The sequence below is a fragment of the Wenxinia marina DSM 24838 genome (genome assembly GCF_000379485.1).
GTDB lineage: Bacteria > Pseudomonadota > Alphaproteobacteria > Rhodobacterales > Rhodobacteraceae > Wenxinia > Wenxinia marina.
The window spans coordinates 69,363-83,093 of sequence record NZ_KB902276.1 but is presented as its reverse complement, the minus strand read 5'-3'; the positions used below and the strand labels follow the sequence as shown (position 1 = coordinate 83,093).

The following is a 13,731-nucleotide window of genomic DNA, read 5'->3' as shown; positions in this document are numbered from 1 at the left end:
GGCCGCTTGCGCGGCTGATTCCGGGCGGGCGTTACTGCCGATGCCATCGGAACCCGTCCCGGGCTTGACTGTCGATGCCATCGGAAACCCGTCCCGGGCTTGACCCGGGACCCCGATCCACCCCGACCTTGCGGGGCCCCGGGTCAAGCCCGGGGCGGGTTTTCCTGAGACGACCGACGCCCCCTCACCGTAAATCCACCCACACCGGCGCGTGATCGCTCGCGTTCTCCCGGCCCCGCCAGGGACGGTCCACGCAGACCTCCCGCAGGCGCGGCGCGACCTCCCCCGACAGCAGGAGGTGGTCCAGCCGCAGGCCCTTGTCGTTCTCCCACCGCCGCCGCCGGTAGTCCCAGAAGGTGAACGCCTCGCCGTCCGGAAATCCCGCCCGCACCGCGTCGACCCAGCCCTGCGCCACCAGCCGCTCCCATTGCGCCCGCGGCCCCGGCTGGATCAGGGCGTTGTCGTCGTAGGAGTGGCCCTCGTAGACGTCCGCGGCCGTCGGCGCGATATTGTAGTCGCCGGCCAGCACCGCCGGCACGCCCGCCTCCCACAGGGCCGCGGCGTGGGCCACGAACCGGTCGGTCCAGGCGAGCTTGCGCTCGAACTTCGGCCCCGGCTGGGGGTTGCCGTTCGGGGCGTAGAGGCACGCGATCAGCACCCCCTCCACCGCCGCCTCGATGTAGCGCGCCTCGCGGTCGTCCGGGTCGCCCGGCAGCGTGTCGCGGACCAGGACCGGCGCCCGCCCGCGGCCGAGGATGGCGACGCCGTTCCAGGTCCGCTGGCCGCGCCAGACGGCGCCGTAGCCCGCCGCCTCGAACGCGTCGGCCGGAAACGCGCCGTCCTCGCATTTCAGTTCCTGCAGGCACAGCGCGTCGGGCTGGACCTCGGCGAGAAACTCCAGAACGAGATCAACACGTTTGCGGACGTCGTTGATGTTCCACGTCGCGATCCGCATCAGCGGAGGGCGGCCGCCCAGTCCCGCACCTTCGCCGCCACTTCGGCCAGCGCGTCGGCCTGGCTCTTGCCGGTGACCTTCTTGCGCGGCTTGAGGTCGTGCTCGCCGTCCTCCACCCAGAAGACCTCGATCGCGCCCGACAGGTCGTAGCCCGGCACCTCGTCCACCGTGCCGAACGGATCGCGCGTCCCCTGCACGATCAGCGCCGGCGTCTTCAGGTCCTTCAGGTGCTTGGTCCGCAGCTGCCCCGGCTTGCCCGGCGGATGGAACGGGTAGCCGAGGCACAGCAGCCCCGCGACGCCCAGGTCGTCCGCCACCATGCTCGCCACCCGGCCGCCCATCGACTTGCCGCCGATGACCAAGGGCCCAGACGCGCCCAGCCCAGCGACCGCCTCGCGGTACTCGTCCATCACCGTCTCGGCCCGGGGCGGCGGCTTCTTCACGCCCTGCCGGCGGCCGGCCATGTAGGCGAACTCGAACCGCGCCACCGTCAGCCCCTCGGCCGCCAGCGCCTGCGTGATCGCCTGCATTGACGGGCTGTCCATCGGCGCCCCGGCCCCGTGGGCCAGCAGCACCGTCACCGGCGCGTCCGCCGGCCCGTCCTTCAGGAAATCGGTCATCCCGCCGCCGCCCGCTCCAGCGCGATCAGGGCGAGGCCGTTGCGGGCGCGCTGCGCCCACTCGCCGTCCGCGTCATGCTCCAGATAGGCGCGCCACAGACGCGCCGCCTCCACCCCGTTGCCGGCCTCGTATTCCAGCCTGGCGAGGTTGAACATCGCGTCGGCGTAGGCCGGATCGATCGTCAGCGCCCGCGACAGGTGCCGCCGCGCCGCATCCTCGTGGCCCGCGTCGCTCATCAGGCGGGCGAGGTTGAACCAGGCGTCGGCGAAGCGCGGGTCGCGCTTCACCGCGCGGGCGTAGTCGTGGGCCGCCTCCGCCGCCCGGCCGAGCGCGGCGAGGCAGTTGGCGCGGTTGAACGCCGCCACCCCGTCCGAGGGGTCCAGAGTCAGGCAGCGGTTGTAGAGCTGCGCCGCGCGATCCCAGTCGCCCTCCTCCTCCGCCGCGCCGGCGGCGTCGAACAGGTCGTCCGCGTCCTCCTCCGGCGCGACGAGGCCGAGCGTGCCCTGCCCGTCCAGCGTCCCCTGCCAGCCCGGACGGCGGGCGACGATGCCCTCGGAGCCGAGGTCCAGCGTCAGCGCCGCAAGCGCCCCGACGTCCGGCACCCGGTGCACGGCTCGGGCGATCGTGTCCCAGCCGGCGCCCGCGTTGGTCAGGGCGGCGTACTTGCGGGCGAGGATGAGGTCGCGGAAGGTGAAGGGTGCGGTGTCAGCCTCGAACGCGTCGAAGAGGGCGAGGAGGCGCACGTCCCGCTCCGCCAGGCCCGACAGCCGCGCCAGCGCCTCGGCGTCGTGCGGCCCGTCCGGCGCGGCGTCCAGCAGGCCGAGTCGGCGCAGCAGCCCCGTCTCGCTGACCGGCTGCGCGCCGACCGCCGTCGCCTCGTCCAGCAGCGCCCCGATCCGCGCGGCATCCCACCGCCGCAGCATCCCCCGGCCGAACACGACCAGCCCGGTCCCCCGCCCGACACCCCGCCGCAGCGAGCCGCCGGCCGTCCCCACCGCGCGCGCGGCGATCCGGCGGGGAAAGGCGTCGAGCGCCCCCGCGAGGCCGACGGTGATGCCGGTGAGGGCGCCCATCCGCTACTTCGTGCCGGTCCTGCGCCCGCCGCTCGCCCGCTTGGGCGCGGGCTTGGCGTCGTCGGTGCCGGTGGCCTTGGCTGTGGTCTTCTTCGCCGCGGGCTTCTTCGCCGCGCCCTCCTTTGCCGGCGCCTTGGCGCGGCTCTTGGCCGGCGGCTTCTGTTCGGCGAGCGAAGCCTTCAACGCGTCCATCAGGTTCACCACGTTGCCGCGCTCCGGCGCGGCCGCGATGATCGGCTTGTGGCCCTTCAGCTTCTCCTTGATCATCGCCATCAGCGCCTGCTCGTACCGGTCCTCGTAGTCGGCGGGATCGAATTTCACCGTCTTCTGCTCGATCAGCTTCTCGGCCATCTGCAGCATGTCGGCATCCGGGTTAACATCCGGTATCTCGTCGAAATAGGCCGAGGCCGCCCGCACCTCGTTCGGCGCCCGCAGCACCTGCACGAACATGCCCTTGTCCAGCGCGCCGATGGTCACGACACGCTCGCGCGAGGACAGGACCAGCCGCGCGACGGCCAGCTTGTTCGCCCGCGCCAGCGCCTCGCGCAGGACCGCGAACGTCTCCTCGGCCATCGCGCCGTCGGGGGCCAGGTAGTAGGGGCTGTCGTGGTAGATCGGCGCGACCTCGCCCGCGTCGACGAACGCCTCGATGTTCAGCGTGTGATTGCTTTCGATCCGCACCGCCTCGAGGTCCTCGTCCTCGATGATGACGTACTTCTTGCTCTCGTACTCGTAGCCCTTCACGAGGTCCGACCGCTCCACCAGGCCAAGCTCGGGGTCGACGGGCTTGAGGTTGATGCGGTTGTGCGTGTCCTTGTGCAGCTGGTTGAAGCTGATGCGCGAGGACGACGACGTCGCGTTGTAGAGCCGGACCGGGCAGGTCACGAGGCTCAGCTTGAGGTAGCCCTTCCAGGTCGCGCGGGGTGCCATATCCGGTCCTTCATATGCCTTTCGGCAGATCGGCCGCGGCGGCCTCCAAGGCCGCCCACGGATCGTCCGATCCCGCCACAAGTCCCGGAACAGTAGAGTAGTTCAAGTCCCCCGGTGCGTCGATATTTTCGAGATCCGCCCACGAAACGGGCGTCGATACCGGCAGATTGGTGCGCGCGCGCAACGAATAGGGGGCGACGGCGGTCGCGCCGCGGGCGTTGCGGTGGAAGTCGATGAAGATGCGGCGGGTGCGCTTGTCCTTCGCCATCGTGGTGACGAACACGCCCGGCGCTCCGGCGGCGAGCCGTTCGGCGATGCGGCCCGTCGTGGCGTGGATGCGGGGCCAGTCGGCCTTCGGCTTCAATGGCACCACGAGGTGCAGGCCCTTGCCGCCGGTCGTCTTGACGAACGCCGTCAGGCCCAGCGCCTGCAGCTCGCCCCGGATATGGACCGCCGCGTCCACCGTCTCGCGCCAGGGCACGCCCTCGCCGGGGTCGAGGTCGAAGGTGACGCGGTCGGGTCTCTCCAGCCGGTCGTACTCGGTCCCCCAGGAGTGGAACTCGATCACTCCGAACTGGGCGAGCGCGAGGTAGCCGCGGACGTCGCGGATGTAGAGGTAGGTCCTGTCCTCCTCGTCCGAATTCCGCGTCTCGAACACGCCGACCGACGGCGGCATGCCGGTAAAGGCATGGCGCTGGAAGAAGCAGTCCTGCGGCCGGCCCGAGGGGCAGCGGACGAGGCTGACGGGCCGGCCGAACAGGTGCGGCAGCATCGCGTCGCCGACGGCGGCGTAGTAGACCGCAACGTCCAGTTTGGTCGCGCCCGACCGGCCGAACAGCCGCCGCGTGGGGTTGGTCACCCAGATCGAGGCGAGGTCGGCGTCGGTGATGAGCCGCTTGCGCGGGGCGGCCGTGGCGGCGCCCAGCGCCACCTCGCGCAGGCCCTTGAAGACCGGGTGGCGCAGCGACCCGTCGCGGGTGAGCGAGGTGTAGTGGACCCGCGCCGTCAGCAGCGGCCGGACCGGGAACACCTCCTTCGGCGCGCCGGGCAGCACCAGGGCGTCGTCGCGCATCGGCTCCAGCCGCTGGAGCAGCCCCTCGGCCGTCGCCCGGTCGAACCCGGTGCCGACCTTGCCGCGGTAGGTCCACTCGCCCTCCGCCTCCTCCGCCACCGCCAGCGCGGCGAGGCCGCCGGCCGCTTTCGACACGGTATAGCCGCAGATCGCGAACTCGCCGGTCAGCACCGCCTTCGTCTTGATCCACGACGCCTGTCGCCCCGGCCGGTAGGGCGCGTCTCGGCGCTTGGAGATGATGCCCTCCAGCCCCATCTCGCTGACCCGCTCGAAGAAGCCGGGGCCGTTGCCCTCCACGTGGTCCGAGTAATGCAGCGCCGGTCCGGCGCCGGTCAGCAGGTCCTTCAGCAGCGCCTTGCGCCGCTCCAGCGGGACGGCGGAGAGGTCCCAGCCGTTCAGGTGGATCAGGTCGAAGGCGTAGAACACCATCCAGTGGCCCGCCTTGTCGGAGAGCGCCTGCTGAAGCAGGGCGAACTGCGTCTGGCCGGTGTCGTCCGGCACCGCGATCTCGCCGTCGATCAGTGCGGCCTTGCAGGGCAGCGCGGCGACGGCGTCCGGCAGGTCGCCGTACCGGACCGTCCAGTCCAGTCCGCCCCGGGTTATCAGCCGCACCTGCCCCGCCTCGACGAAGGCGAGCGTGCGGTACCCGTCGAGCTTGATCTCGTGCAGCCAACCGTCGCCCTCCGGCGGCGGTCCGGTCTCGGCCAGCTGCGGCGAGAAGGTCGCGGGCAGCGCCGCCTTCACGACGCCCGGCAGACGGCCGGGGCGGAGGGTCGGCGCCCGCGCGGGAGCCGCAGGCGCGGCGGAAGCGGCGAGCGCCTCGATGGTGAGGCCGCTCTTAACGCTCTCCGGCCGATCATCCAGCACATCGCCATCCGTCCGCGCCGCCCCGTCATGCTCCTTGAAGAAGAGCCAGCCCGTTTTCGCCTCGCCCTTCTTCGGTTTCAGCCGCGCCAGCATCCAACCCCCCGACAGCTTCTGCCCGGCAAGGCGGAACTTGAACGCGCCCTTGGCGATGTCCGCCTCGGCATCGCCCATCGGCGCCCATGTCCCGGTGTCCCAGACGATCATCGGCCCGCCGCCGTATTCGCCCGCCGGGATCACGCCCTCGAACTCGAGGTACTCGACCGGATGATCCTCGGTCTCCACCGCGAAGCGCTTGTCGTCGGGGTTCAGCGATGGCCCCTTCGGCACCGCCCAGCTCTTCAGCACGCCGCCCAGCTCCAGCCGCAGGTCGTAGTGATCCGCCGTCGCATGGTGCTTGTGCACGACGAAGCGCATGGCGCCGCCGGGGGCGCCGCCCGCCGGCTCCGGCGTCCGGCCGAAATCCCGCTTCGCGCGGTAGCGTGTCAGCCGGTCAGCCACCCTCGTCCCCTGCCCCGTGCGGCGATCATCGACGCCCCGCCCGCGTCTGGCAACGCTGGCCGGCGCGGCGGGCGGGACTACAGTCTCTTCAGGAACACGCGCGGCGCCGGCGGCGTTGCGTTGCAAAGGCGGCCCAGCGATGCCCGAAGGGGCAAGTGGCTGCGGCCGCCGGGAACCGGCCCGCGCGATCGGGCCGCCGAAGACGGGGGACAGATCATGGCATCGACACCCAAGCGGGGCCGTACCACGCCGCCCGAGGCTGGCAGCGACCTTTCCGACCTCGCCGCGCGGCGCGTCGCGATCGAGGGCGTCTCGCCCGAAATCGACGGCGGCCGCTTCGCCTCCAAGGCCGTTGCGGGCTGGCCGGTCCTGATCGAGGCCGACATCTTCGGCGACGGGCACGAGGTGATGGGCGCGGCCGTCCTTCTCGCGGACGGCCGCGAGGTCCGGATGGAGAAGGGCGTCAACGACCGCTGGTCGGCCGAGGTGACGTGGGACGAGGTCGGGCCGACCCGCTTCACCATCCTCGCCTGGCGCGACCTCTGGGGCACCTGGGCGCACGGGACCGAGCGCAAGGTCGCGGCCGGTCAGGACGTGAGCGTCGAGATGAAGGAGGCGGCGGACCTTCTGAAGATGACGAAGCCGCCGAAGGAGGACGCCGCCGCGGTCAAGGCGCTGGCGTCCGCGGCGAAGTCCGGCGACTCCGCCGCCCTGCTGATCGACGACGCGCACCATCTGATGACCCGCGTCGGCCCCCGCGCCAACGAGACGCGCTACCGCCACGACCTCCCCGTCTGGGTCGACCGCGAGAAGGCCGCCTTCTCCGCCTGGTACGAGCTGTTCCCCCGCTCCGCCGGGCCCGAGGGGCAGCACGGCACGTTTCGCGACGTGATCGGCCGGCTGCCTTACGTGAAGGACCTCGGCTTCGACGTGCTCTATTTCCCGCCGATCCACCCGATCGGAGAGACCAACCGCAAGGGCAAGAACAACTCCCTCAAGGCCGAGCCGGGCGACATCGGCTCGCCCTACGCCATCGGCTCGCGCGACGGTGGTATGGACGCGGTCCACCCGCAGCTCGGCACGCTGGACGACTTCGACGCCCTCGTCGCCGCCGCGAAAGCCGAGGGCATCGAGATCGCCATCGACGTCGCCCTCAACGCCTCGCCCGATCACCCCTGGATCGAGGAGCACCCCGACTGGTTCGAACGTCGCCCCGACGGCACCATCAAGTTCGCCGAGAATCCGCCGAAGAAGTACGAGGACATCGTCAACTTCCGCTACTACCTCGACGACGGTCCCAACGTGCCGTTTTGGGAGGCGATCCGCGACCTGTTCCTGTTCTGGGCCGGCCACGGCGTCCTGAACTTCCGCGTCGACAACCCGCACACCAAGCCGTTCCCGTTCTGGGAATGGATCATCTCCGAGGTGCGGCGTCAGTACCCGGACGCGATCTTCCTGTCCGAAGCGTTCACCCGGCCCAAGGTGATGAAGCGCCTCGCCAAGGTCGGCTACAACCAGAGCTATTCCTACTACACCTGGCGCAACACGGCCTACGAGCTGCGGGAATACGTGACCGAGCTGACGACCGAGGAATGCCGGCACTTCATGCGGCCGAACTTCTTCGTCAACACGCCCGACATCAATCCGGTCTTCCTGCAATATTCCGGCCGGCCGGGCTTCCGCACCCGCGCGATCCTCGCCGCGTCGCTGTCCGGCAACTGGGGCCTCTATTCCGGCTTCGAGCTGTGCGAGAGCGCGCCGCTGCCGGGCAAGGAGGAGTACCTCGACAGCGAGAAATACCAGCTGCGCCACCGCGACTGGGACGCGCCGGGGCACATCAAGGACGACATCCGCCTGATCAACCGCGTCCGCGCCGAGAACCCGGCGATGAAGGACTTCCTGAACCTGAAGTTCTTCACCGCCTGGACCGACCGGACCCTCTATTACGGGCGGTTCGATGAACGCGCGGGCAACTACCTGCTGTTCCACGTCCTGATCGACCCGCACAACGGCGACGCGTTCGACTTCGACGTGCCGCTGTGGGAGTTCGGGCTGCCCGACGGCGCCTCGATCGAGGTCGAGGACGTGATCCACGGCAACCGCTTCACCTGGCACGGCAAGAGCCACCGCTTGACGCTGGACCCGCACGAGCGGCCCTATGCCATCTGGAAACTCCACCCGCCGGGAGGGGCGGCATGAACATCGCAGACAAGACACTCCTGACCGCCGATCCCGAAGCGACCGCCGCCGACTGGTACAAGGACGCGGTGATCTACCAGCTGCACGTGAAGGCCTACCAGGACAGCAACGGCGACGGCATCGGCGATTTCGCCGGCCTGATGAGCCGGCTGGACCACGTGCAGGAGCTGGGCGCGACGGCGGTGTGGCTCCTGCCCTTCTACCCCTCCCCCTTGCGCGACGACGGCTACGACATCGCCGAATACAAGGCGATCAACCCGTCCTACGGATCCATGGAGGATTTCGAAGGCTTCGTTGAGGAGGCGCACCGCCGCGGCCTCAAGGTCATCACCGAGCTGGTCATCAACCACACGAGCGACCAGCACGAATGGTTCCAGCGCGCCCGCCGCGCGCCCAAGGGCTCGCCCGAGCGGGACTGGTACGTCTGGTCGGACGACCCCTCCCGCTGGATGGACAAGACGCGGGTCATCTTCAACGACACCCACGACAGCAACTGGACGTGGGACCCGGTCGCCGAGCAGTTCTACTGGCACCGCTTCTTCGACCACCAGCCGGACCTCAACTTCGACAATCCCGAAGTGATGGAAGCCGTGCTCGACACGATGCACTTCTGGCTGGACAAGGGCGTCGACGGCCTCCGCCTCGATGCGATCCCCTACCTGGTGGAGCGCGACGGCACCAACAACGAGAACCTGCCCGAGACGCACGAGGTGCTGAAGGCGATCCGCGCCGACCTCGACAAGCACTATACCGGGCGGATGCTGCTGGCCGAGGCGAACCAGTGGCCCGAGGATACGCGGCCCTACTTCGGCGAGAACGGCGAGGAATGCCACATGGGCTTCCACTTCCCGCTGATGCCGCGGATGTACATGGCCGTGGCGCAGGAGGACCGCTACCCGATCACCGACATCATCCGGCAGACGCCGGCGATCCCCGAACAGTCGCAATGGGCGATCTTCCTGCGCAACCATGACGAGCTGACGCTGGAAATGGTGACGGACCGCGAGCGCGACTACCTGTGGAACTTCTACGCGTCCGACAAGCGGGCGCGGATCAACATGGGCATCCGCCGCCGCCTCGCGCCGCTGCTGCAGAACGACCGGCGCAAGATCGAGCTCTTGAACTCGCTGCTCTTCTCCATGCCGGGCACGCCGGTCGTCTATTACGGCGACGAGATCGGTATGGGCGACAACTACTATCTCGGCGACCGCGACGGGGTGCGGACCCCAATGCAATGGTCCGCCGACCGCAATGCCGGCTTCTCCCGCGCCAATCCGCAGCAGCTGTTCCTGCCGACGATCCAGGACCCGATCTACGGCTACCAGGCGGTGAACGTGGAGGCTCAGGCCGCCGCGCCGTCCTCGCAGCTGAACTGGATCAAGCGGATGATCGCGGTGCGCCAGCGCCACCCTGTCTTCGGCCGGGGCGAGATCGAGCTGCTGTATCCGCGCAACCGCAAGGTCCTCGCCTTCCTGCGCAAGACCGAGGACGAGACGGTGCTGTGCGTCGCCAACGTCAGCCGGCAGGCGCAGGCGGCCGAGATCGACCTGTCCGCCTATCAGGGCCGGGTGCCGGTGGAGCTCACCGGCCAGTCGGCCTTCCCGCCGATCGGCGAGCTGCCGTACCTGCTGACCCTGCCCGCCTACGGCTTCTACTGGTTCCTGCTGGCGGGGGAGGAGGAGGCGCCCTCCTGGCACACGCCCTACACGCAGATGCTGCCGGACTTCCTGACGCTGACCACGCGGAACGGCCGCCTGTCCGGCGCGCTGGCCGATACGTCGGCGGCGCAGTTCCAGCGCCAGACCCTGCGCGACTACCTGCCGCTGCAGCGCTGGTTCGCCGCCAAGGACAGCCGCATCGACGGAGTGCAGCTGCACCAGCTGGCCGAGCTGGGCGGCGGGCGGCACATGCTGTCGGTCGCCGACGTCAGCGTCGGCGGCGAGACGCAGCGCTACTTCCTGCCGCTGTCGGCCGTCTGGGGCGAGGATGCCCTGACGATGGGACCGCGCCTGCCGGCGACGCTCGCCAAGCTGCGCCAGGCGAACCGCGTCGGCGCGATCCTCGATGGCGCCAAGGACGAGGAGATGGCGAAGTCGCTGCTCGCGAGCCTGCGGGCCGGCGACACGCTGGAGGCCGGCGAGGGCCGGGTGGAGTTCCGGCCCCTGTCCGGCCTCGCCGACGTGGACGAGGATCCGGGCGAGCCCCGGCTCCTGTCGGCCGAGCAGTCCAACGCCTCCATCGCGTTCGGCGACGCCGTGATCTTCAAGCTGTACCGCCGTCTGCAGAAGGGCGTGCAGCCCGACATCGAGGTCGGCCGCTTCCTCACCGAGGAGACGGCGTTCGAGGCGACGCCGGCGCTTCTCGGCACGGTCGACTGGATCGACGCTGACGGCACCGTCACCACCCTCGCCGCCGCGTCCGAGTTCGTGCGCAACCAGGGCGACGCCTGGACCTACGTAACCGAGGCGCTGGAGCGCGACATGGAGCGGCTGGACCTGGCCGAGCCGGCCGACGAGGGCGACGCGCCGGTGATGGGCGGACCGCTCGACCTCGGCACCGTCCTCGGCCAGCGCACGGCGGAGCTGCACCTCGCGCTCGCCAGCGGCGAGCCGGGCAGCGCCTTCGCGCAGGAGCCGCTGACGGCGGACGACCTGTCGGCGCTGGTCGATACCGTCTCCGGGGAGCTGGACGGCCACCTCGACCGCCTGTCCGCCCGCGCCGCCGACCTGCCCTCCCCCGGCCGCGAGCTGGCCGAGGCGGTCCTGGAGCGGCGGGGCATCCTGAAGGACCGCCTCGCGGCGCTGAAGGGCATGGAGCCGTCGGGCGGGCAGAGCCGCATCCACGGCGACTACCACCTCGGCCAGGTCCTCGTCGTGCAGACCGACGTGATGATCATCGACTTCGAGGGCGAGCCGGCCCGGCCGCTGGAGGAACGCACCGCCCGGACCACGCCGCTGCGCGACGTCGCCGGGATGCTGCGGTCCTTCGACTATGCGCTGTGGTCCACCGCCCGCCGCCGGATCGAGCTTGGCGCCGACGCCGAGACGACGATGCGCGGAGTCGAGGACTGGCGGCAGGCGACGCAGGGCGCCTTCCTCGGCGCCTATCGCGACACGATGGCGGGGGCCTCGCTGCACCCGTCCGACCGTGAGTTCGAGGAGGCCCTCCTCGATCTCTTCCTCATCCACAAGGCGGCCTACGAGGTCGGCTACGAATTGGCGATGCGGCCGGACTGGATCGACATCCCGCTCCGCGGCCTTCTCGCCCTCACCGACGACACGGGAGCGTCCGAATGACCGACACGACCCGCGACACCATCCCCGACACCGCCCCGCCCCGGCACGAGATCGAGGCGATCCTGCGCGGCCAGCAGGGGGACCCCTTCCGCTGGCTGGGGATGCACCACCTCGACGACGGCAAGGGGCCGGTCGTCGTCAATGTCTTCGCGCCCGACGCGTCCGAGGTGACGGTCCTCGACGCCAAGGGCAAGGAGGTCGCGCCGCTGACGAAGATCGACCCCGAGGGGTTCTTCCACGGCGTCATCCCCAAGAAGCGCAAGCCGTTCGAGTACCGCCTGCGCTGCGCCAACCGCGGCGGGCACTCGTGGGAGCTGGCGGACCCCTACATGTTCGGCCCGGTGCTTGGCGAGATGGACGAATACCTCCTCGCCGAGGGCCGGCACGAGGAGCTGTACCGCCGCCTCGGCGCACACCCCACGACCCATGGCGGCGTCGAGGGCACGACCTTCGCGCTCTGGGCGCCCAACGCCCGACGCGTCAGCGTCGTCGGCCACTTCAACGCCTGGGACGGCCGGCGGCACGCCATGCGCCGCCGCGGCGCCACCGGCCTGTGGGAGCTGTTCGTGCCCGGCATCGGCCGGGGCGAGATCTACAAGTACGAGATCGTCGGCGCCTACGGCCAGCTCCTGCCGCTGAAGGCGGACCCCGTCGGCACCTACGCCGAGGTCCCGCCGCAGCAGGCCAGCGTCGTGCACGGCCTGCCCCGCCACGAATGGACCGACGACGGCTGGATCGCCGCCCGCGGCCGCGACCAGCGGGCCGAGCCGATCTCGATCTACGAGGTCCACCTCGCCAGCTGGCGCCGCGGCGACGGCAACGAGATGCTGAGCTACGCGGAGCTTGGCCGGCAGCTCATCGACTATGTCGGCGAGATGGGCTTCACGCATGTGGAGTTCCTGCCGGTCACCGAACACCCGTTCTCCGGCTCCTGGGGCTACCAGCCGGTCGGCATGTTCGCCCCCACCTCGCGCTTCGGCTCGCCCGAGGATTTCGCCGCGATGGTCGACAGCCTGCACGGCGCCGGCATCGGCGTCATCGTCGACTGGGTGCCCGCGCACTTCCCCACCGATGCCCACGGCCTCGGCCAGTTCGACGGCACCGCCCTCTACGAACATGCCGATCCCCGTCAGGGCTTCCACAAGGACTGGAACACGCTGATCTACAACTTCGGCCGGCGCGAGGTGGCGAACTTCCTGCGCGCCTCCGCGACCTACTGGCTGAAGGAGTTCCACGTCGACGCGCTGCGCGTCGATGCCGTCGCCTCGATGCTGTACCTCGACTATTCGCGCAACGAGGGCGAGTGGGTGCCGAACCAGTATGGCGGCCGCGAGAACCTGGACGCGATCGAGTTCCTCAAGGGTACCAACGAGACGGTCCGCGCCTACGTCCCGGGCGCGCTGTCGATCGCCGAGGAATCGACCGCCTGGCCCGGCGTCAGCAGCCCCGTCAGCGAGGGCGGCCTCGGCTTCGACTTCAAGTGGAACATGGGCTGGATGCACGACACGCTCCAGTACATGAGCCACGACCCGATCCACCGCCGCTACCACCACAACGAGATGACGTTCGGTCTCGTCTACGCCTTCTCCGAGAACTTCGTGCTGCCGCTCAGCCACGACGAGGTGGTGCACGGCAAGGGCTCCATGCTGGGCAAGATGCCGGGAGACCGCTGGCAGAAGTTCGCGAACCTGCGCGCCTATTACGGCTTCATGTGGGGCCATCCGGGCAAGAAGCTGCTCTTCATGGGTAGCGAGTTCGGGCAGGAGAAGGAGTGGAACCACGACCAGTCCCTCGACTGGCATCTGCTGCAGGACCACCATCACGAGGGCGTCCGCAGGTTCGTCCGCGACCTCAACGCCCTCTACCGGGGCGAGCCGGCGCTGCACCAGCGCGACTGCCGCGGCGACGGCTTCCAGTGGATCGAAGGCGGCGACGACGTCAACAACGTCTTCTCCTTCGTCCGCTACGGCGAGGACGGGACCAAGCCGGTGGTCGTCATCTCGAACATGGCGCCGGTGGTGCGCGAGAACTTCCGCTTCGGCGTGCCGCAGGGCGGGACGTGGCGCGAGGCGCTCAATTCCGACGGATCGGATTACGGCGGGTCCGGGGTCGGGAACGGCGGCGCGATACGTGCGTTGGACGACGCGATGCACGGGCAGCCGGCATCGGTGGCGGTCACGTTGCCGCCTCTCGCCACCATCTTCCTCGTTCCGGAGTGACC

8 protein-coding genes are annotated in these 13,731 nt (G+C 70.1%); 3 read left to right on the top strand and 5 right to left on the bottom strand.

Annotated features, from left to right (window positions below; all coding sequences use genetic code 11):
* Positions 1–184: 184 nt before the first annotated feature.
* The 5 genes from A37W_RS0100395 to ligD are packed head-to-tail and all read right to left on the bottom strand — an operon-like array spanning position 185 to position 6,015.
* Entirely contained in the window at positions 185–955 is a 771-nt protein-coding gene (locus A37W_RS0100395) for an exodeoxyribonuclease III (RefSeq protein WP_018301038.1), read from the bottom strand.
* Positions 955–1,575: an alpha/beta hydrolase family protein gene (locus A37W_RS0100390; RefSeq protein ID WP_018301037.1), complete on the bottom strand. Its 621-nt coding sequence runs from the start codon at positions 1,573–1,575 to the stop codon at positions 955–957. Before A37W_RS0100390 ends, A37W_RS0100395 begins: the two co-directional genes overlap by 1 nt.
* The gene (locus A37W_RS0100385) at positions 1,572–2,648 is read right to left on the bottom strand and encodes a tetratricopeptide repeat protein (protein ID WP_018301036.1); all 1,077 of its coding nucleotides are present in this window, start codon (positions 2,646–2,648) and stop codon (positions 1,572–1,574) included. The genes A37W_RS0100390 and A37W_RS0100385 overlap by 4 nt, the downstream gene beginning before the upstream one ends.
* Before the next feature lie 3 nt (positions 2,649–2,651).
* Positions 2,652–3,578 (bottom strand): non-homologous end joining protein Ku, encoded by a 927-nt coding sequence (gene ku / locus A37W_RS0100380; protein ID WP_018301035.1) that lies wholly within the window; start codon positions 3,576–3,578, stop codon positions 2,652–2,654.
* 10 nt (positions 3,579–3,588) lie between these two features.
* Positions 3,589–6,015, bottom strand: a complete 2,427-nt coding sequence (gene ligD / locus A37W_RS0100375; RefSeq protein ID WP_018301034.1) for a DNA ligase D — start codon at positions 6,013–6,015, stop codon at positions 3,589–3,591.
* Positions 6,016–6,231: 216 nt separating this feature from the next.
* On the opposite strand from ligD, the gene A37W_RS0100370 reads away from it, so the two are divergent.
* The 3 genes from A37W_RS0100370 to glgB are packed head-to-tail and all read left to right on the top strand — an operon-like array spanning position 6,232 to position 13,729.
* Positions 6,232–8,214, top strand: a complete 1,983-nt coding sequence (locus A37W_RS0100370; protein WP_018301033.1) for an alpha-1,4-glucan--maltose-1-phosphate maltosyltransferase — start codon at positions 6,232–6,234, stop codon at positions 8,212–8,214.
* Complete coding sequence (treS, locus tag A37W_RS0100365) at positions 8,211–11,510, top strand: maltose alpha-D-glucosyltransferase (RefSeq protein WP_018301032.1); 3,300 nt, start codon at positions 8,211–8,213, stop codon at positions 11,508–11,510. The genes A37W_RS0100370 and treS overlap by 4 nt, the downstream gene beginning before the upstream one ends.
* Positions 11,507–13,729, top strand: coding sequence for a 1,4-alpha-glucan branching protein GlgB (gene glgB, locus A37W_RS0100360; RefSeq protein ID WP_018301031.1), 2,223 nt, complete (start codon positions 11,507–11,509; stop codon positions 13,727–13,729). Before treS ends, glgB begins: the two co-directional genes overlap by 4 nt.
* The last annotated feature ends 2 nt before the right edge of the window (positions 13,730–13,731 follow it).

What these genes read in the sequence shown, in the direction of transcription:
- A37W_RS0100395 (WP_018301038.1), bottom strand. Translation starts at nt 955, where the DNA reads ATGCGGATCGCGACGTGGAACATCAACGACGTCCGCAAACGTGTTGAT.
- A37W_RS0100390 (WP_018301037.1), bottom strand. Translation starts at nt 1,575, where the DNA reads ATGACCGATTTCCTGAAGGACGGGCCGGCGGACGCGCCGGTGACGGTG.
- A37W_RS0100385 (WP_018301036.1), bottom strand. Translation starts at nt 2,648, where the DNA reads ATGGGCGCCCTCACCGGCATCACCGTCGGCCTCGCGGGGGCGCTCGAC.
- ku (WP_018301035.1), bottom strand. Translation starts at nt 3,578, where the DNA reads ATGGCACCCCGCGCGACCTGGAAGGGCTACCTCAAGCTGAGCCTCGTG.
- A37W_RS0100370 (WP_018301033.1), top strand. Translation starts at nt 6,232, where the DNA reads ATGGCATCGACACCCAAGCGGGGCCGTACCACGCCGCCCGAGGCTGGC.
- treS (WP_018301032.1), top strand. Translation starts at nt 8,211, where the DNA reads ATGAACATCGCAGACAAGACACTCCTGACCGCCGATCCCGAAGCGACC.
- glgB (WP_018301031.1), top strand. Translation starts at nt 11,507, where the DNA reads ATGACCGACACGACCCGCGACACCATCCCCGACACCGCCCCGCCCCGG.